The sequence below is a fragment of the Gilliamella sp. B2911 genome, assembly GCF_026536965.1.
GTDB classification, from domain to species: Bacteria; Pseudomonadota; Gammaproteobacteria; order Enterobacterales; family Orbaceae; genus Gilliamella; species Gilliamella apicola_E.
This window is the reverse complement of sequence record NZ_JAFNNA010000004.1, coordinates 142070-162892: the sequence shown is the minus strand read 5'-3', so window position 1 is coordinate 162892 and position 20823 is coordinate 142070. Positions and strand designations below refer to the sequence as shown.

Below are 20823 nucleotides of genomic sequence, written 5' to 3'. Positions count from 1 at the left end.
ATCAAATTAGGCTATAATGCCGCTTTGTTTAAATTTTGTTATTTATGATGAATATTGGTTTTATCGGTGCGGGTAAAGTAGGTTGTACGCTGGCTAAATATTTTAAACACAATGGCTTACAAGTTGCTGGTTTTTATAGTCGTAATGTGGACCAAGCGAAAATCGCAAGTGATTTTACAGAGAGCAAAACCTATTTAACGTTACCAAGCATAGTTGATAATTGTGATTGTCTCTTTTTAACGGTACCAGATAGTCAAATTAGTCTGGTTTGGCAGTCACTTAGTCAGTTACCTATCAATGATAAATGGATTGGTCATTGCAGTGGTTTACTAACTTCACAAATATTCACCATTCAACAAACTGTTCATCCACTCTCGTTTTCTTTCCATCCTTTATCGGCTATCTACGATCGTTTTACCAGCTATAAAAGCATGGAAAAAATATCTTTTACTTTAGAAGCTGATCCAACGCTATTACCGGCATTACAAAAATTATTGTCGCCTTTGAGTAATCCGATAGCGATATTATCAGCAGAACATAAAGCGCTTTATCATGCAGCTTGTGTGATGTTGAGTAATCATGTAGTCGCCTTAGCTCAAGTGGGCAGTGATATGCTAGAAAAATGTGGATTAGATAGCAGTTTTTGCCAACAAGCATGGCATACACTGTTTTTAGATAATGCTAAAAATATTTGTAATGTAGGACCAATCGAAGCATTAACAGGTCCTGTTGAACGAAATGATATCAAAACGATAAAACAACATCTTGCCAACTTACCGAATGATATTAAACCGTTATATCAACAACTATCGACAATATTAGTTAATATCAGTCGTCAAAAACATCCGGATAGGGATTATCATCAATTAGAAATGGAGCTGTTACCTTGAAAAATACAATTTTGACTTTACAACAACGCAAACAAAATCAAGAAAAGATCACCATGCTAACCGCGTATGACTATACGACAGCAAAATTGATGGATGATAGCGGTGTCGACTGTTTATTAGTGGGTGATTCATTAGGTATGGTTATGCTGGGTTATGAAAGCACAGTATCAGTCACTATGGACGATATGATCCATCACTCTAAAGCCGTGGCCAGAGGCGCTAAAAAAGCATTGGTTGTAACCGATTTACCGTTTATGTCTTACCATGCATCTGTTTATGATGCCGTGCATAATGCTGGACGATTGATACAAGAAGGGAATGCTCAGGCGGTGAAGCTTGAAGGTGGACAAGCATTTTGTGAGCATATTAAGATGATCGCTCAAGCCTCAATTCCTGTCATTGCCCATATTGGCTTAATGCCGCAATCAGTATTAGCATTGGGTGGTTACAAAGTACAAGGTAAAAATTATCAAGCAGCAAAAGCGATTATTTTAGATGCTTTAGCTGTTGAACAGGCAGGCGCTGCGGCAATTTTACTCGAATGTGTACCTGCTGATTTAGCTAAATTTATAACTGAACTTGTTAGCGTTCCTACTATTGGGATTGGCGCTGGTCATGGTTGTGATGGGCAAGTTTTAGTCTATCAAGATATGTTATCTATGTATGATGGTGTATCGTCCAAATTTGTTAAATCTTTTGCCCCAATGGGTGATCAAATGAAACAGGCATTTGCGGATTATTGCCAAGAAGTTAAACAGCAACAATTCCCTGCACCTATTCATGAGTTTGCTATTGATGATGAGATCATGACCAAACTCAAATCTGAATTTTCAAACTAGCTTGGAAGGATAATAAACATGAAAGTTATAACCACTATCGATGAAGTCCGCGATCAGGTTAAATCATGGCGTAACAATGACGAAAGTATTGGTTTAGTGCCGACCATGGGTTATCTGCATGAAGGTCATCAAAGCTTAATGGCTAGTGCTAAAAAAGATAATCAAAGAGTGATTGTTACAATATTTGTTAATCCAATGCAGTTTGGTCCTAAAGAGGACCTAGCTAGCTATCCGCGTGATTTAGAAAGAGATAAAAAAGCCTGTCAGCAAATGGGCGTTGATTTGATTTTTTGTCCGTCCGCCGATGAAATGTATGATGCGAATTTCAATAGCTATGTCAATGTTAATGGTTTAACTGATGCGCTTTGTGGAAAAAAGCGACCAGGACATTTTAAAGGTGTTTGTACAGTTGTCACCAAACTATTTAATATTACTCAACCTGATCGTGCCTATTTTGGACAAAAAGATGCGCAACAATTAGCCGTCATTCAACGAATGGTACAAGATCTCAATATTCCCATCGAAATTATTGGTTGCCCGATTGTGCGTGAAAGTGATGGACTGGCTAAAAGTTCGCGCAATAGCTATTTGTCTGAACAAGAACGCCTAGCCGCTATTTGCTTATATCGTTCAATTGAACAGGCTAAGCAAATGATCAAAGCGGGTGAAAAATCAGTTGCGACCATCTTGAAGGCCATGCAAAACGTGATAAATAATGAACCATTAGCTAAAATTGACTATATTGAATTTGTTGATTTTGCAACGTTAACCAATGTTGATGTATTAAAGCAAGATAGTCTATGCGCTTTAGCGGTTTATATTGGTAAAACTAGATTGATCGATAATTTTATTTATCATCATTAACAATCCATTTATTGAGATAAAAGATCGCTTATCGACAAGCGATCTTTTGTTTACCATATTCCTATCGTCTAGGAAAATCGATTTAATCAACGACTTTATTCGTCTAGCAATTTATTGTTATGTCTTTTTACTGTAGAATAATAGCCATTTTTATGCCTTGAATTAGGATTGATGCCTTTATTATGAAAAATACGACTTATAATCCACAAGAAATCGAACAACCTATCTATCAACATTGGGAAGAAAGTGGTTACTTTAAGCCTAATGGTGACAAATCTCAGCCTAGTTATTGCATTGCTATTCCACCACCAAACGTAACGGGTAGTTTGCATATGGGACATGCATTTCAACAAACTATTATGGATGCATTAATTCGCTATCACCGTATGCAAGGTAATAACACGCTTTGGCAATCAGGTACTGACCATGCAGGTATTGCTACCCAAATGGTGGTAGAACGTAAAATTGCCGCTGAAGAAAATAAAACTCGCCATGATTATGGTCGAGATGCCTTTATTGAAAAAATTTGGCAATGGAAAGCTGAATCAGGTGGAAGTATTACTAAGCAGATGAGACGTTTAGGTGATTCTGTTGATTGGGATCGTGAACGTTTTACGATGGATGAAGGCCTTTCTAATGCTGTTAAAGAGGTTTTTGTAAGACTTTATCAAGAAGATTTGATTTATCGCGGTAAACGCTTAGTGAATTGGGACCCAAAATTACGCACAGCAATTTCAGATCTTGAAGTTGAAAATCGTGAAGTTAAAGGATCAATGTGGCATTTGCGTTACCCATTAGCGGATGGTGCGAAAACGGCAGATGGTAAAGATTATCTTGTTGTCGCAACGACTCGTCCTGAAACACTATTTGGTGATACTGGTGTGGCGGTTAATCCTGAAGATCCTCGTTATAAAGATCTCATTGGTAAATTTGTTATATTACCTTTTGTCAATCGTCGTATTCCTATTGTTGGCGATGAACATGCGGATATGACAAAAGGTACCGGTTGTGTAAAAATCACACCTGCTCATGACTTTAATGACTATGAAGTAGGGCGTCGTCATCAATTACCGATGATTAATATCTTTACCTTTGATGGTGAGATTCGTACGCAAGCAGAAGTATTTGATACTAATGGTGAGTCAAGCACCGCTTACTCAACTGAGATTCCGACACAATTCCAAAATTTAGAACGTTTTGCTGCACGTAAATTAGTTGTTGCAGAGTGTGAAGCTCAAGGTATTTTAGAAAAAATTGAACCACATGATCTCACCATTCCTTATGGTGATCGTGGTGGCGTGGTCATTGAACCAATGTTAACCGATCAGTGGTATGTTCGCGCTAAAGTCTTAGCTGAACCAGCAATAGCTGCCGTAAAAAATGGCGATATTCAATTTGTACCTAAACAGTACGAAAACATGTATTTTTCATGGATGAATGACATCCAAGATTGGTGTATTTCGCGCCAATTATGGTGGGGACACCGAATTCCGGCTTGGTATGATAATCAAGGTAATGTCTATGTTGGTCGTGACGAAGCTGAAGTTCGCCGTGAAAACGGTCTATCTGCTGATATCGAGTTATCACAAGATGATGATGTACTTGATACTTGGTTCTCATCAGCGCTGTGGACATTCTCAACCTTAGGTTGGCCAGAAAAGACCGATGATTTAGCGACTTTCCATCCAACGAATGTTCTTGTAACTGGTTTTGATATCATCTTCTTCTGGGTCGCAAGAATGATTATGATGACGATGCATTTCATCAAAGATGAACATGGCAAACCTCAAGTACCTTTCAAAACAGTTTATGTAACTGGCTTGATTCGTGATGAAGAAGGGCAAAAAATGTCAAAATCTAAAGGGAATGTTATCGATCCTTTAGATATGATTGATGGGATATCACTTGCCGATTTATTAGAAAAACGTACTGGTAACATGATGCAACCACAGCTTGCTGAAAAAATTGCCAAACGTACTGAAAAACAGTTTCCTAATGGCATTGAAGCCCACGGTACTGATGCATTACGTTTTACTTTAGCGGCACTGGCGTCCACTGGTCGTGATATTAATTGGGATCTAAAACGTTTAGAAGGTTATCGTAATTTCTGTAATAAACTATGGAATGCTAGCCGTTATGTATTAATGAACACTCAAGATCACGATTGTGGATTTAAAGGTGGTGATTTAGAGTATTCATTAGCGGATAAATGGATCTTAGCGGAGTTTAATCAAACGGTGAAAACATACCGCGAAGCATTTGATACTTATCGTTTCGATTTAGCGGCTAATATCTTATATGAATTTACTTGGAATCAGTTCTGTGACTGGTATTTGGAGTTAACCAAATCAGTATTAGCTAATGGCGAGCAAAATCAACAACGAGCAGCTCGTCATACGTTAGTAACAGTCCTTGAAGCACTCTTGCGTTTGGCTCATCCAATCATTCCATTTATAACTGAAGCTATTTGGCAAAGTGTAAAACCATTAATGGCCATCAAAGCAGATACTATTATGTTACAACCAATGCCAGCCTTTGATAGCAAATTAGTTGATAATGAAGCAGTTGCTGATATCAATTGGATTAAAGATGCCGTTATCGCGGTTCGTAATATTCGTGCTGAAATGAATATTGCGCCAAGCAAACCGTTACAATTATTGATCAGAAAAGCATCACCGACGGTGCATCGTATTATTAGTGACAATGTCACCTTTATAGAGTCTTTAGCAAGATTATCAGAAATTGTCTTGTTAGATGAAGGTGAAGCAGGGCCATTATCGGTAACCAAATTGGTTGATGGTGCAGAGCTACTTATTCCAATGGCTGGTTTGATCAATAAAGATGATGAGCTAGCTCGACTTCAAAAAGAAATAGCTCGCATTGAAGGCGAAATTGCACGTATTGATAACAAGCTTTCCAATGCCAGCTTTGTTGATAAAGCACCAGCAGCTGTAGTGGCTAAAGAGAAAGAAAAACAACAAGGCTATGTTGCTGACAAAGCTAAATTACAAGAGCAGTATGAAGCAATAAAAAGTCTTTAAGAACATCAATAAAAAACCTCTCATATGAGAGGTTTTTTTATGATTAAAACTTGTAACCGACACCGAGCATCACAACCCAAGGATCGAGTTCGTATTTTGCCGTGACTTTAGTATTACCTAAATGAGTTTTAGCTTTAGTTTCAATATCGATATAACGGACTTGCGCGTTAATTAGCCAATTCTCATCTAAAGAATAATCAGCACCCACTTGTGCAGCCCAGCCCCAGGAATTATCTAAGTCTAAGCCATGAAAGCCTGCTTTCTTAGCTTCACCACTAAGTTTTTCATCAAAAAAGAAAGTATAGTTAACACCAAGGCCAACATAAGGTTGGAACTCATAGCTACTATCAAGCGGATACCACAGGGCGCTCAATGTTGGTGGTAAATGTTTAATTTTTCCTAAATGAGCACCGGATAAACCAGTAGAATTACCACCGCCAAGTTTCACTTGATGACTAAAAGGTGTGGCACCTAATAATTCAATAGCAAAATTATCAGTAATCATATATTGAAAATTCAGGCCTAGTTGCGTGTCATTATCGGCTTTAGCCTTAAGATCACTCTTTGCACCACCTACTTTAACATGATCACTTTTATCTTGAGGATGAACATAGACAGGACCACCACGGATGATTATTTGGTCGGCACTATGCGCTAGAGCGGCTGAGCTTGCTAATCCGAAAGTAACTAGCATAGCAATTGACGATACTCTCATTTTTATCTCCTTATTATATTTATATAAACTGCTAACTGAGCGTGATATATGCTTCATCAACAGACCGTTCTTTAATATAAAGCTTAAAAGGATTAACAATTACCTAAAGGTATTGATGAATATCTTAGCACCATAACATGAGTAATGATATGGTAGATTTTTTAGATGAATTAATTAATAGTGCTTTTTGTTCAATTGATTCAGATTCAATAGGTCAATTTGATTTAAATTCGCTTTTGATGACGCCAAAGCCACTTGCCACTGATAAGTCGATGATAAAAGAAGATGCTTCGTATAATCCAATCTAAGAACATACCAAACCAAACACCAATCACACCAAAGCCGAAATAAACACCAAAAATATAGCCTACTACAATACGGCACATCCACATACTACCGATAGCGACCCACATGGTATAGCTAGCATCTTTCGCCCCTTTAAAACCATATGGCAAAACAAAGGATGACGCCCAGAATGGGGTAAATAAGGCATTAAACCAAAGTAAATGTTTGGAAATTTCGATAACTTCCTGATCATCGGTATAGAGCGAACTTAATAATCCAGCGAACGGAATGGATAAAAACGCTAAAAAGCAGAGTAATAAACTGGTTAAATGAAAGATATACTTAAGTTGCCGTGTTGGTTGATAGATTTGCCCCATACCAATGCGTTTACCAACAATTATGGTTGAGGTTGCGCCAAGTGTTCCACCTGGCAAATTAAGCAACCCAGCAATTGAAAATGCGATAAAGTTTGCCGCAATAGTCGATGTGCCCATGCCAGCAACAAAGGTCTGCGTGAGTAATTTTCCAATATTAAACATCACCGACTCAACACTAGCCGGAATACCAATCCCTAAAATATCAATCAGTATCTTGCCATTAAATGAATGAAAATAACTGCGAAGTGGGATAAATAATGCCCGGCTTGGTTTGATGGTCAACACCAACAAAATAAAAAACATCCCACAATAACGAGATGTAGTTAAACCAATACCTGCACCGATAAACCCAAGTCCTTGCCAACCGAAAGCACCATAAATTAGTACATAACTAATCGATAGATTCAGAATGTTCATAAGGATATTTAAATACATTGGAATTTTAGTATTGCCAGCGCCACGCAAAGCGCCACAACCAACTAAAATAAAGGCAAGGGCGGGGTAACCTAAAACGGTTAATCTTAGAAAGGTTAGTGTTAATTCCTTAACTTCAGGATCAGCCTTACCGGCAATAATCTCAACAATCCAATATCCTGAAAACTCAACGAACAGAAATAGTAAAATTGAGATTATTACTAATAGCGTAATAGATTGTCTTGCTGCTACTACCGCTTTTTTACGATTATGTCGTCCTAAACTAAACGCGACTACGACGGATGTTCCGAGTGCAACCGCCATAAAAAAGGACATCACAATCATATTAAAGCTTTCGGCCAAACCGACGGCAGCCATCTCGGCCTTACCAATCCAACTTACTAAAAAAGTACTGAATATACCCATTAAAATGACAGACAAATTCTCAATCAGAATTGGCATTGCTAAAGGATATATTTCGCGCCAGAATAGCACATTGTTTGAACGTCGTTTTTTATAAAGTTGAAGATTCTTCAATCGACTTAGAACATCCAATTTAAGGCCTAAAGTTTTATTCGATAATTTGTGGCTATTATAACGCCTTTATGTGATAAAAATGAAATTATGTTTTAAAAAAATGGCTATCAATTTTAATTGATATAATACTCAACATTGTCAGTGCATTGTCTCTTTAATCTATGATATTTAAGATTAAAAATTAAATGATGAGGTAATTTTAGTGCTGCTTATTGCCGTTTTTCTAGAGAACTTGTTATAAGTGGTGCTTGAAGAAGATGCTTTTTTCTAAGTAACTAAATCTTAATCACCAAATTATAAAAGGATGAAATTTTCACTACACATTTATAGTGATTATGTAAAAAGATAGCTTATCTTTATATGATTTCAGTGCGTGAAGATCAAACTTAATCCATTAAAATATGATTTGGCTATAGTAAAATTTCAACACATAATTAAGTAAAGGTCATAAATCTTTTTTAAGTGTTTAAAAAGTAATGTTGAAATAAGAAGAGATAATCACAAAAAAAAGTTGAGGAGCGGGGTTTTTGAAGCTTTAATTTTCTCCAAAAAGCGATCTTTTCGCCTTAAACTTGAACGCTTTTTCAGTTCGCTATATTATAGCTGCCTTATTTTCCATTATTTACTTAAGCAAACGTTAAAGAGTACGAATGTTAATCAACGCCAAAGATATTCTCGAAAAATTAAATCCTCATAATAAAGTGAATTATGATTCAATTTTAAAAGAAGTGATTGCTGATTGGCAGTTGGCATCGGCTCGACCTAAGTTGTTAATCCATAGTTGCTGTGCACCATGTAGTACTTATGTGCTGGAATATTTAGCACAGTATGCTGATATCACGATCTATTTTGCCAATTCAAATATTCATCCCCGCGTGGAATATGAGTATCGCAGTGTCGTTCAACAGAAGTTTATTGCTGACTTTAATCAAAAGACTGGCAACCAGGTGCAGTTTTTAGAAGCACCTTATCAACCGGCTGAGTTTATTAAACAGGTAGAGCATTTGCGTGATGCGCCAGAAGGTGGTGAGCGGTGTCATCTTTGTTATAAGATGCGGTTAGATTTGGCGGCGATTAAGGCGCAAGAGTTGGGCTTTGATTATTTTGCTAGTGCGTTAACGCTGAGTCCTAAAAAGAATAGTCAAAAAATCAACCAACTTGGTTTCGAAATTCAGGAAATTTTTTCAGTTAATTATTTACCTTCCGATTTCAAAAAGAATAATGGTTATAAGCGTTCTATCGAACTTTGTAAGGAGTACGATGTTTATCGTCAATGTTATTGCGGTTGTATTTTTGCTGCAAAAGCACAAGGTGTCGATCTGAAGAATGTAATTGCTATCGCTAAGCAAGGGCTAGAGAAAGTATAACTCGATATTGATCCTCTTCAAAACATCCAAAATGTCATTTCCCTAACAAATTGATTAAAAATCTGAAAGATTTCGCTATAATAATTTTATAAAAGAAGAATAATTATTATTTGTAATCCTATTATTGGTTAAGTCTAATTTTGCAAAATGTGAGTTTGTTTATGCCAAAAATATATAGGCTTGGATTGGATGTTGGTTCTACAACAGCTAAGTGTGTTGTACTCGATGAACAGGATAATTTTATTTATACCAATTATGTTCGTCATAACACCCATATTGTTAATACCGCTTTAGCCCTTTTAGATGAAATTAAACAGCAGATTGGTGATGATGCTATTGTGTCGGTTAAGGTGACAGGCTCTGCTGGGATGGGGATTTCTGAGAAGGCCGGTATCGCTTTTATTCAGGAAGTTGTAGCAGCATCGGAAGTGGTACAACGAAAATATCCTGAGGTGCGAACTCTAATTGATATCGGTGGGGAAGATAGTAAGATGATCTTCTTTTTTCCTGATCGTCCGCCCGATATTCGTATGAATGGGAGCTGTGCTGGAGGAACCGGTGCCTTTATCGATCAGATGGCAACTTTACTTAATACCCCTGTGCAGGAATTTGACCTGCTTGCAACCAAACACGATAAAGTCTACCCAATCGCTTCTCGTTGCGGTGTGTTTGCGAAAACCGATGTGCAAAATTTAATTAGCCGTAATGTTTCCAAAGAAAATATTGCTTACTCTGTTCTACATGCAGTTTGTATTCAGTTAGTGAATACGCTAGCGCGTGGTTATGACATTGTGCCAAAAGTGATGCTGATTGGCGGGCCGTTTTCATTTATTCCAACTTTAGGCAAAGCCGCATTAGAAACGTTAAAGTTAAATGAGGAACAAATTGTTACTACAGAGCATCCTACATTATTGTCGGCTTGGGGAGCGGCAATCCATGCTATTGAACGTAGTGAACTTACTATCAATGATTTCATTGATAGACTAAGTGCGTCAAATAAGATTCAAGTCAATCAATCTTTTCGCTTAAAACCGTTATTTAACCAGTCGCTATCATTTAATGATTGGCAACAAAAACGCAAATATATCGAAATTCCTCGCCTAGCTTTAACCTCTTATCAAAAGCAAAACGCTTATTTAGGTATCGATAGTGGTTCAACAACTACTAAGATTACGCTAATTAGTGAGAATGATGAGCTACTTTTTACCTATTATGCACCCAATAATGGTCATTCAATCAAGGCATTAATTAAAGGGTTAACGGTACTTAAGGATGAGATTGAGGCATCTGGTAAAGAGATTGTAATTGTTCGTACTGGTGTTACTGGTTATGGTGAGGAGTTATTGAAAGCAGCTTTTGCCATCGATGATGGTTTGGTTGAGACAATGGCTCATTTTGCCGCGGCTAAACATATCGACCCTAAGGTGAGTTTCATCATGGATATTGGCGGTCAAGATATGAAAGCTATTTTTATAGCTAATGGCGTGGTGAATCATATTGAGCTTAACGAAGCTTGTTCGTCAGGTTGTGGTTCATTTATTGAGACTTTTGCTAAATCCCTTAATTCCAATACTATTGATTTTGCTGATGCAGCGTGTAAATCCAATAATCCTTGTGATTTAGGAACGCGTTGTACGGTATTTATGAACTCTAAAGTGAAACAAGCACTACGTGAAAATGCGACTGTTGGCGATATTTCAGCTGGACTTGCTTTTTCGGTGATTAAAAATGCGATTCATAAAGTGCTTAAGCTTCATGATATGCGTAAGCTGGGCGATCATATTGTGGTTCAAGGTGGTACTTTTAAGAATCCTGCTGTGTTTCGTGCTTTAGAGCAGTTAACTGGTGCTCAAATCGCTACGTCCAATATTCCTGAATTGATGGGGGCTTATGGTGCAGCGCTAGTTGCGAAAAATCATTATATAAATAATCAAACACCTTCGCAGTTTATTGGCTTAGATAATCTACAGAAAGCTGAAGATAATAAAGCTAAACCTTCACGCTGTAAGGGGTGTGAGAATAATTGCGATATTATGATTTATCGCTTTGCTAATGGTCAACGTTATTATTCCGGTAATAAGTGTGAGCGTTTTTTAAGCAATAATCAGCATCAAAATAAAAATGCATTTAATATGTTTGATTATAAGAATGCATTGTTATTCGATAGAGCTAATACGCATAATGTTGACGCTAAACTCCATATTGGAATCCCTCGTGTTTTAGGGCAATATGAAAATTTTCCATTCTGGCATACGTTGTTAACTAGAAGTGGAATAAATGTGACGCTTTCACCCTATTCGACATATGATCTTTATGAGAAAGGGGCAGGTACCGTGATGTCAGATAGCATCTGTTTTCCTGCCAAACTTGTTCATGGCCATATTTTGGAGTTGATCGAGCAGAAGGTTGATCGCATTTTTATGCCGATGGTGGTATTTGAGTCTGACCATTTTGATAATGCAATTAATAGTTATAACTGTCCGATTGTGAGTAGTTATGCTGAGGTGATAAATAGCGCGATCAATCCAAAGACGAAATATAATGTGCCGTTGGATTATCCAGTAATTAATTTTAGTGATCAGAAGTTACTGAAAAAAGGATGTATCAATTATTTAATGTCGCTCGGTATTCCTAAAAATGTGGCGAGTCAGGCTTTTGCAGATGCACTAGTTGCTCAAGCTGAATATAAACAATCACTGAATAAAAAAGCTGTTGAGGTGTTGAATAATGCTAAAGAGACTGGTCGTTATGTGTTTATTTTAGCGGGTAGACCTTACCATAGCGATAGTTTAATTAATCATAAAACACCTGAGATTTTAAATGCGTTAGGTTGTGATGTCATAACCGAGGATTCCGTGTTGGGTGAAATCAGTCGATTATCGCCAGAGTTACAAATCTGTTCACAATGGAGTTATCCAAATCGATTGTATGCAGCAGCAAGTTTTGTTGCTGAGCAACCCAAAAATATTCAGTTTGTGCAACTTAACTCTTTTGGGTGCGGTCCTGATGCAATTGTTACCGATGAGTGTAAGGCGATTTTAGAATCCAAAGGTAAAACATGTACGATTATTCGTGTCGATGAGATCACTGCAACTGGCTCAGTACGTTTGCGTTTGCGTTCGATTATTGAATCAATCCGCATGAATCATCAACAACCATTAAAAATAGTTAAGCGTAAAAATACGACTATTTTTGCTAAGCAAGACAAACAGCGCCGTACTATATTGGCGCCATTTATTTCAGATTTTTATTCTCCATTGTTACCTCCAATTTTTGCTTTGTCTGGCTATAAGCTTGAAATCCTTCCAAAACCAGACAAAAGTTCGGTCGAGTGGGGACTTAAATATTGTAATAATGAGATTTGTTATCCAGCAACGATTATTGTTGGAGATATTATTAAAGCGCTAAATTCAGGTAAATATCAGCGTGATGAAGTGGCTATCGGTATTACCCAAACAGGAGGCCAGTGCAGGGCGAGTAGTTATCTCTCTTTAATTAAGAAAGCAATGATTAGTAATGGTTATGAAGATATTCCGATTGTGTCGCTAAGTACAGGTAATATTAATGAAATCGAACAACCAGGCTTTAAACTTAACTGGCTGAAAACATTACCAACAACTTTTTTTGCTATGCTGTTTGCCGATTCGATTTCAAAGATGTTTTATTCGATTGCGCCTAGAGCAAAATATAAACAGCAAGCTAATCAGTTGAAAGAACTTTATATTAGAAAGTTACAACAAATTATCAATCAACATAAAGGCAAAAAGGCGATCTTTTTGCTGTTAAAAGAAGCTGTCGATCATTTCAATCAAATCGAAACCTTAAATAAAGATTGCCCTCAAATTGGAATTGTTGGGGAGATTTACGTTAAATATAACGGTTTCGGAAATCAAAATAGTATAGATTGGCTAGTCGAACAGGGAATAGAACCGGTTATTCCGCCAATGATCGAGTTTTTTGCTCAGTCTTTTGTTAACTATGATAGTAATGTTGATAATTATATTATTAACAAGAGTTTTGTTGCTTATTTTGTTCACTTTTTTGAAAAAGTAGCGCAGAAGTACATTGATCAAACTAATCAGATTTTGTCGGGCTTTAAATATTATCAACCATTCCACAATATTCGTGATATGGCGACAAAAGCGGAAGAAATTCTTAGTTTAGCTAATCAATATGGTGAAGGTTGGTTAATTCCAGCTGGTATTATGACTTTTGCTCAACACGGTATTAATAATGTGATTAGTCTACAACCGTTTGGCTGTATTGCTAATCATGTTGTTTCAAAAGGGGTAGAGAAACGTATGCGTGACCTTAATCCAAAACTTAATTTGCTTTATTTGGATTTTGATGATGGCGCAGGTGAAGTTAATGTGCTTAACCGTTTGCATTTTATGGTGAGTTCATTAAAGTATACTCAATTACAACGTATTGTTTAATTATGTATTAAGGGACGAAAATGTTTTCTATTTATCAATTAAAATCGCGCTTTCAAGCATTGCTTCGTCCTTATGTGAAGTTGCTCTATGATTCACAAATAACTGCCAATCAGGTGACATTAGGTGCTTGTGTTGGGTCGATATTAGTTGCTATGTTTGTTGGTTATTTTGCAGATCATCTATGGTTATTTTTGTTAATACCATTATGGATGTTTATTAGGATGGCACTCAATGCGATTGATGGTATGCTAGCAAGAGAATATAACCAAAAATCAAATCTTGGTTCGTATTTAAACGAGATTTGTGATGTGGTTTCTGATTCTGTATTACTATTAATCTTTACTCAATTGAATCAGGTCAATAACAGTTTAGTTATTTTAGTCGTTTTGTTATCTTTTTTAACTGAGTTTGCTGGAGTACTCGGTGTGATGATTGGTAGCACACGACGTTATGATGGCCCCATGGGTAAAAGTGATCGGGCTTTTGTTTTTAGCCTAATAAGTTTAGGCATTTCTACCTATTTGTTACCACTTGATTGGCTTAATACTGTATTGTGGCTAATTATCTTTTTGTTATTAATTACGGTAGTTAATAGAGTTAGGAAGGGATTGCAAGAATCAACAAGTATCAAGGATTAGCTTATGCGTGAACAGCAGCAAAAAACATTTATTAGTCATGATGGTTGTCAATTATTCTATCGTTATTGGCCAGCTGTCGAGACTAATGATCAAATGACTTCAAAAGCAATTGTACTTTTTCATCGAGGTCATGAACACTCTGGACGAGTAGCCCATTTGGCTGATGAACTTGATTTACCTGACTTTCATATTTTTGCTTGGGATGCGAGAGGAAACGGTCAATCAGAAGGTGAGCGTGGTGATGCTCCCAATTTTGCCACGCTAATTAAAGATGCTGATTGTTTTATTAAGCATATCATTGAGGAATACTCTTTGACTATGCAAGATATTGCCATTATCGCTCAAAGTGTGGGGGCGGTAATTGCAAGCGCTTGGGTGCATGATTATGTGCCAAATATTCGTGCCTTGGTTTTAGGATCACCAGCATTTAGCGTTAAGTTATATGTACCATTAGCTGTGCCAGGACTTAAGTTACTGTATAATCTAAAAGGAAATTTTTTCGTAAATAGTTATGTCAAACCGAATTTATTAACGCATGATACTAGTCGGGCTGAATCTTTTAATAAAGATTCATTAATTACTCGACCTATTTCAGCTAGATTATTGCTTGATCTTTATGCGGTATCAGATCGAATTGTTAAAGATGCCAACGCCATTACTGTTCCCACTCAATTACTCGTTTCTGGCTCTGATTTTGTGGTGCGTCGTAAACCACAGAAAATCTTTTATGATAATCTAGGAACAAACCAAAAAGAGTTCCATATCTTACCAAAATTTTATCACGATACGTTTGGCGAGAAAGATCGTTACATGGCTATCGATAGGGCGAGGCGGTTTATACAAGGCTGTTTTGCAAATCAACCCAATGTTCCGGTATTAACAAATGCTGATCGAGTTGGTTATACTCGCATGGAAACCGATAAATTAGCATTACCGCCTTCTGGATGGATTAAGTCATGGTATTGGAAGTGTGTTCGAGCGACCTTAAAACATGCTGGTAAAATGTCGGATGGTATCAAGCTAGGCTTAGAAACAGGATTTGATTCGGGTAGTACACTAGATTATGTTTATCGAAATGAACCTTCTGGTTCCTCTAAACTCGGTCAATTTTTTGATTATCTCTATTTGCAATCTATTGGCTGGCGGGGTATTCGACAACGTAAAAACCATTTAGAGCAATTGTTAAAGCAAACTATTGAAAAGCTACAATCTGATGAAGTCAACATTGTTGATATAGCTGCAGGACATGGTCGCTACATTCTTGAAACGATTAATCAAATTGCCCATAAACCAAATTCGGTTTTATTACGTGATTATAGTGATATCAATATTCGTGATGGGCGTATACTCATAGAACAACAAGGTTTAAGTGATATTGTTCGTTTTGAAAAAGGTGATGCATTTAGTCGTAATGAACTGTCACAACTATCTCCAAAACCTAATTTAGCGGTGGTTTCAGGTTTATATGAATTGTTTGATGATAATCAGTTATTACGTGAATCTTTGTTAGGGTTGTCCGATGTGATTCCAGCAGGGGGATATTTAATTTATACCAATCAACCTTGGCATCCTCAACTTGAATTTATTGCTAGAGCTTTAACCTCTCATCGAGAAGGGAAAGCATGGATTATGCGACGACGGACTCAGCTTGAGATGGATCAGTTAGTTGAGGAAGCTGGATTTACTAAAGTTACCATGTTGGTAGATCAGTGGGGTATTTTTACCGTTTCGCTTGCACAACGAAATTCGAGTTAATTATGCTAAAAGTATTTAACCGACTTAACTTTTATAAGTGTATATGGTTAGTCGGTTTATCGGTGTTCTTTTTTACTAGTTACAATTTTGCTAACTGGTTTACGTCTCAACGTGAGGGGGTACCGAGTCTGTTTTTTAGTTGGGAGCGTAATATTCCACTTTGGCCATGGACGATTGTTCCTTATTGGTCTATCGATCTCATGTATGGTTTTGCCATTTTACTAACATCTTCATGGCAATCTCTTAAGACTCTTGGTTTACGGCTGTTAACGGCGCAAGTCATTTGTATTATTTGTTTTTTGCTTTTTCCACTGAAATTCTATTTTGATCGTCCGGCTTTGGACGGATTTTTTGGATTGATGTTTGATATTTTGATGGGATTTGATAAGCCATTTAATCAAGCTCCTTCATTACATATTACGTTATTAGTAATTTTATGGCAGTTTTACGCTAACTATTTTCGTGGATTGAGTCGTTATCTTTTACATATTTGGTGCTTGTTAATAGGACTTTCAGTTCTAACCACTTGGCAGCATCATTTTTTTGATATTCCAACTGGATTATGGGTTGGGTGTTTTTGTATTTGGTTATGGCCGGATAAGAGAGAAAAACAGATAAAACATCGACCGTCAAGCTATTGCTGGGCATTGATTTATTTTGGTTTGAGCTTGTTATCACTGGCCGTTGTTGTCTATTATTCTGTATGGGCTCTATTATGGTTGACTGGTGCTTTGTTATTGGTTGCTGCTAATTATTTGTTCTCATCAGGCTTTCAAAAACAACAAAATGGCCATTTTAAGCTTCCCGTTATTTTGCTTTTTTTCCCATATTTTATCATTATGTGGCTAAATTCAAGGATATGGACAATCAGACATCAAACTGATGATTTGATCGTTGATGAAGTTTATTTAGGCCGCATTCCATCCAGTCAAAGCTTAAAGCAAAATCATTATAATTCGGTAGTAGATTTGTGCGCCGAGTTACCAATTGGGCATTTTAAAGGTGCATATACTCTTATTCCCGTTTTAGATATGACCCCACTTTCGCAGGAAGAGTGTCAACAAGCCGCGAAAACTATTGAACTTTATCATCAACAAGGTAAATTATTAGTTTGTTGTGCTTTAGGTTATTCTAGAAGTGCAACCGCTGTGATTGCGTGGTTATTATGGACGAAAAGAGCCAATAATCTACAAGAAGCAATAAATAAAGTAAAAGCCTGTCGGAATTCGATTGTTATATCTAACCAACAACAATTGATTTTATCCAATTGGTTTTCAACGATTAAAGAAGGGATAGGGAGATGTTAAGTTCGGACCCATTGCAAAATAGTATTAGCAAAACCGATTTGGAGATATTTTGTCATTATTTATCAATTAGCAGACAGATTGATATTTATTCTATGCTTTTATCCGTATTGGGTGCTTTTGTTGCTTTGATAAGTTTTGGGGAAGGGGCTTTAACCATTTTTTGTTTGATTATTTTTCTCCTTGGTTTAGTAAGTAAATATTACGCTATAAGAGTCGCTTTTGATAAAAAGTTATTTGAATATTTAGCCAATCATTCAGACCATTTGCAAAATGAGTTGTTGGCGATGGATAAGGCGTTAATCAATTTAAAACTCATTAATGCTCCAACATTAAGGACAGTGGATGATCGCCAAAAGGGAGTTTTATCGCTGTTAAGATTCCAAATAATTTTATTTTTATTACAAAATTGTTTAATCGTTTTTGCTGTCATTAATGGTATTATCAATAATTAACGGATTTTTTTGTAACATTACACACAAGGAGAATTAAGATGTCCCATTATCAATATGATACATTTTTATTGTTTTTGGGCATCGGTTTGTTTTTGTTAGTGGCATCGATAATTGGTCAGCTTCTAAAATACCGCTTCAAATCCCCCAGTATTGATAATTTAAATGCTCGAATTAATGCATGGTGGGTGATGGTAGCCATTATTGGTGGAGCTTTTTGGTTAGGTCAATTGGCAGTGATATTTTTGTTTTTTATTGTTTCGGGCTTAGCTTTACGTGAATTTCTTATTTTAACACCGATTAATCGCTACGACTATTTTGCATTAATTTTTGCATTTGGTATCGCTTTACCTGTGCAATATATTTTGGTCGCTTATGCTTGGTATGGTCTATTCAGTATCTTTATTCCAGTTTATGCGTTTTTGTTCCTGGCAATATTTGCTACAATTACAGGATCGACCCGAATTTTTTTAGAAAGAATAGCGGATGTACAATGGGGATTGATGATTACGGTTTATTGTATTTCATGTGTGCCAGCATTATTAGTGTTAGACATCGAAAATTATCAAGGTCGTAACCTGTTGTTAATCGCTTATCTAGTACTCGTCGTTCAGCTATCAGATGTATTGCAATACGTTTTTGGAAAATTATTTGGAAAACATAAAATTAGCCCAAATGTCTCACCAGCGAAAACGATAGAAGGGTTTGTTGGCGGTATTTTATCAGCCAGTTTTATTGGGGCATGTATGTTTTGGATCACGCCTTTTACTTTTCTGCAATCGGGCTTAATTTCGCTAATGATTACACTTTTGGGTTTTTTTGGGGGATTAGTGATGTCTGCCATCAAACGTGATCGGGGTGTAAAAGACTGGGGAAGGCTTATAGGTGGTCATGGAGGAATACTTGATCGCTTCGATTCAATCTGTTTTGCTGCTCCAATTTTTTTCCATGTGGTGAGATATTTCTGGGTAGAGTAATTTTAGTATTATTAATAAACAGCTATTAATAATCAGAATGTTATGAATAAATTTCAAAAATTAACGCTAAAAAAGAGCAAAAAAAATGAATTTATGATATAAATACAGGTATCGTATTAACGTTAGATATAAGTAAGGACATATAATATGCTAAAAGAGCAAATGGTAGTAAAAAATTCAACTGGTTTACATGCCCGCCCAGTAACGACACTTGTTAAATTAGCTGGTCGTTATAAATCATCAATTGAACTTGTTTATAACGATAAAGCTATTAAATTAAAAAGTATGATGGGTTTACTTGGTGCTGGCGTTAAAGGTGGTTCAACTGTTGAAATCATCTGTGATGGTGAAGATGAAAAAGCAGCTATGGATGAAATCCGTGAATTATTTGCTACAGGTTTTGGTGAATAATTTTAAGCGATTTTAATCAAGTTTTATTACTTAAAAATGAAAATCCCGTCGACCTTGGTCGACGGGATTATTTTTAAAGGGCATGAACTAAATACTTTTAAGTAGACCTAATAGAATTATCTAATCTTTGATAATTGAATCCAATTCCGAATGATCAATTGATGGTAATGTTGTTGTAAAAAATCTAGTTAAATAAAGTAGATAACAGAATCCAAAAGCCAACCATATCAATCCAACCATCATTGCTGTCGATTCAAGGCTAGTCCATAGCCACAACGAAAGTAGTAAACCAATTGCAGGCATTAGTCCATATTTTAATAGCATCAACACTGTTTTCTTGGTTTCACCGCCTAAGTAGCTTTTGATAACGCATAGGTTGACAAAGGTAAAAGCGACTAATGCACCAAAACTTATCATCGATATCACTAAGGTTAAATCAAGAACCAAAGAGAATAATGAAAAAATAGAAACAAAAATTATTGATAAGTAAGGTGTTCTAAAACGTGGATGAATTCTATAGAAGATTCGTTTAGGTAATACACCTTCACGTCCCATAGCATAAAAAATTCGAGATACACTAGTTTGTGCTGTCATTGTTGAGGCAAATACACCAGTTAAATATGCTGTTTGGAAGAAATTATATATAAAATCATTACCAAAATTGCCAAGAATATTGGTTAAATGACTTATACTGTCAACTCTGTGCATTACATCCAAACTCGCTGTATCTCTATTATCAACAAAATCAGTCCATTGCGGATACGCTAAATGCGCACAATAGGAAACAACTAGGAATATACAACCAGCAATAAGTACGGTGCCAATAATAGCTCTTGGTAAGGTTTTTTTCGCTTCATTTGATTCTTCAGCCAGTGTCGCTATTGCATCAAAACCTAAAAATGCAAGGCATAATATGGCGGCTCCGGAAAATAAACCACTAAAGTCATCTGGTGTAACTGATATTGGTTTGAGCATTGCTTCGGGTGTTAAATCAACATTTATTAACGTTATAATAATAAACAATACGATAAATAACGCTTGAAATAAATTTAAAGTGATATTGGCCCAATTGATTAACTTTATTCCAAGATAATTTAATATACTGACACCCATAATCGATACTAATACAAATACATAGGCTGGAATATTCTCAAAGTGCTCATGTAGATATATTCCTAAAACCAAATAATTTAATATTGGTAAAAATAGGTAATCAAGAATTTGTGCCCAACCAACTAAGAAACCAACTTTTCCACCAAAAGTTCGTTGTACATAGGTATACGCCGAACCAGCAATAGGGAGTTTATTTGCCATTCGGCAGTAACTCAATGCTGTGAAAAAGATCATGGCAAGGGTGATGATGTAGGCTATAGGTAAGTGTCCATTACTGACAACGGTAACTTCCCCATAAGTGGTAAAGATCCCTAAAGGAACCATATAAGCTAAACCAAATGCAATTAATGCAGGTGTGGTTAAAACTCGTTTCATTTTTATTGCGGACATGATTTATTTTTGCTCCTC

Annotated in this window: 15 protein-coding genes; 12 read left to right on the top strand and 3 right to left on the bottom strand. The window is 36.4% G+C overall.

Features of this window, described 5'->3' with window-relative positions; genetic code table 11:
* The first annotated feature begins 44 nt into the window (after positions 1-44).
* The 4 genes from J3U27_RS05545 (at position 45) to J3U27_RS05530 (ending at position 5634) form a co-directional block, all read left to right on the top strand.
* Positions 45-890, top strand: a complete 846-nt coding sequence (locus J3U27_RS05545; RefSeq protein ID WP_267377034.1) for a Rossmann-like and DUF2520 domain-containing protein — start codon at positions 45-47, stop codon at positions 888-890.
* Positions 887-1729 carry a 3-methyl-2-oxobutanoate hydroxymethyltransferase gene (panB, locus tag J3U27_RS05540; RefSeq protein WP_065563502.1) on the top strand — a complete coding sequence of 281 codons (843 nt, stop codon included), beginning with the start codon at positions 887-889 and terminating at the stop codon, positions 1727-1729. The genes J3U27_RS05545 and panB overlap by 4 nt, the downstream gene beginning before the upstream one ends.
* 18 nt (positions 1730-1747) lie before the next feature.
* Positions 1748-2593 carry a pantoate--beta-alanine ligase gene (gene panC, locus J3U27_RS05535; RefSeq protein WP_267377033.1) on the top strand — a complete coding sequence of 282 codons (846 nt, stop codon included), beginning with the start codon at positions 1748-1750 and terminating at the stop codon, positions 2591-2593.
* A 182-nt stretch (positions 2594-2775) separates the two neighbouring features.
* Positions 2776-5634: a valine--tRNA ligase gene (locus J3U27_RS05530; protein ID WP_267330289.1), complete on the top strand. Its 2859-nt coding sequence runs from the start codon at positions 2776-2778 to the stop codon at positions 5632-5634.
* Between the two features lie 43 nt (positions 5635-5677).
* On the opposite strand, the gene J3U27_RS05525 is transcribed toward J3U27_RS05530, so the two are convergent.
* Both J3U27_RS05525 and J3U27_RS05520 read right to left on the bottom strand, forming a co-directional pair.
* The gene (locus J3U27_RS05525) at positions 5678-6349 is read right to left on the bottom strand and encodes an OmpW/AlkL family protein (RefSeq protein ID WP_267330290.1); all 672 of its coding nucleotides are present in this window, start codon (positions 6347-6349) and stop codon (positions 5678-5680) included.
* A 224-nt stretch (positions 6350-6573) separates the two neighbouring features.
* Complete coding sequence (locus J3U27_RS05520; RefSeq protein ID WP_305082835.1) at positions 6574-7962, bottom strand: EmmdR/YeeO family multidrug/toxin efflux MATE transporter; 1389 nt, start codon at positions 7960-7962, stop codon at positions 6574-6576.
* A 650-nt stretch (positions 7963-8612) separates the two neighbouring features.
* On the opposite strand from J3U27_RS05520, the gene J3U27_RS05515 reads away from it, so the two are divergent.
* The 8 genes from J3U27_RS05515 to J3U27_RS05480 all read left to right on the top strand — a co-directional run bounded on the left by J3U27_RS05515 (position 8613) and on the right by J3U27_RS05480 (position 19302).
* On the top strand, positions 8613-9329 hold the full coding sequence (locus tag J3U27_RS05515) for an epoxyqueuosine reductase QueH (RefSeq protein ID WP_065734181.1): 717 nt from the start codon (positions 8613-8615) through the stop codon (positions 9327-9329).
* 161 nt (positions 9330-9490) lie between these two features.
* Positions 9491-13765 carry an acyl-CoA dehydratase activase-related protein gene (locus J3U27_RS05510; RefSeq protein WP_267377032.1) on the top strand — a complete coding sequence of 1425 codons (4275 nt, stop codon included), beginning with the start codon at positions 9491-9493 and terminating at the stop codon, positions 13763-13765.
* Positions 13766-13785: 20 nt separating this feature from the next.
* Positions 13786-14403, top strand: a complete 618-nt coding sequence (locus tag J3U27_RS05505; protein WP_267377031.1) for a CDP-alcohol phosphatidyltransferase family protein — start codon at positions 13786-13788, stop codon at positions 14401-14403.
* A gap of 3 nt (positions 14404-14406) precedes the next feature.
* Complete coding sequence (locus tag J3U27_RS05500) at positions 14407-16158, top strand: bifunctional alpha/beta hydrolase/class I SAM-dependent methyltransferase (protein ID WP_267377030.1); 1752 nt, start codon at positions 14407-14409, stop codon at positions 16156-16158.
* A gap of 2 nt (positions 16159-16160) precedes the next feature.
* A complete protein-coding gene (locus tag J3U27_RS05495) occupies positions 16161-17465 on the top strand; it encodes a phosphatase PAP2/dual specificity phosphatase family protein (RefSeq protein WP_267377029.1) in 1305 nt (434 codons plus the stop codon).
* Complete coding sequence (locus J3U27_RS05490; protein ID WP_267338567.1) at positions 17459-17917, top strand: hypothetical protein; 459 nt, start codon at positions 17459-17461, stop codon at positions 17915-17917. Before J3U27_RS05495 ends, J3U27_RS05490 begins: the two co-directional genes overlap by 7 nt.
* 38 nt (positions 17918-17955) lie before the next feature.
* Positions 17956-18891 (top strand): phosphatidate cytidylyltransferase, encoded by a 936-nt coding sequence (locus tag J3U27_RS05485; RefSeq protein ID WP_267377027.1) that lies wholly within the window; start codon positions 17956-17958, stop codon positions 18889-18891.
* A 147-nt stretch (positions 18892-19038) separates the two neighbouring features.
* The gene (locus tag J3U27_RS05480; protein WP_065734887.1) at positions 19039-19302 is read left to right on the top strand and encodes an HPr family phosphocarrier protein; all 264 of its coding nucleotides are present in this window, start codon (positions 19039-19041) and stop codon (positions 19300-19302) included.
* A 120-nt stretch (positions 19303-19422) separates the two neighbouring features.
* Here J3U27_RS05480 and J3U27_RS05475 read toward each other — a convergent pair whose 3' ends face one another.
* The gene (locus J3U27_RS05475; protein WP_065563489.1) at positions 19423-20805 is read right to left on the bottom strand and encodes an APC family permease; all 1383 of its coding nucleotides are present in this window, start codon (positions 20803-20805) and stop codon (positions 19423-19425) included.
* Between the last annotated feature and the right edge of the window lie 18 nt (positions 20806-20823).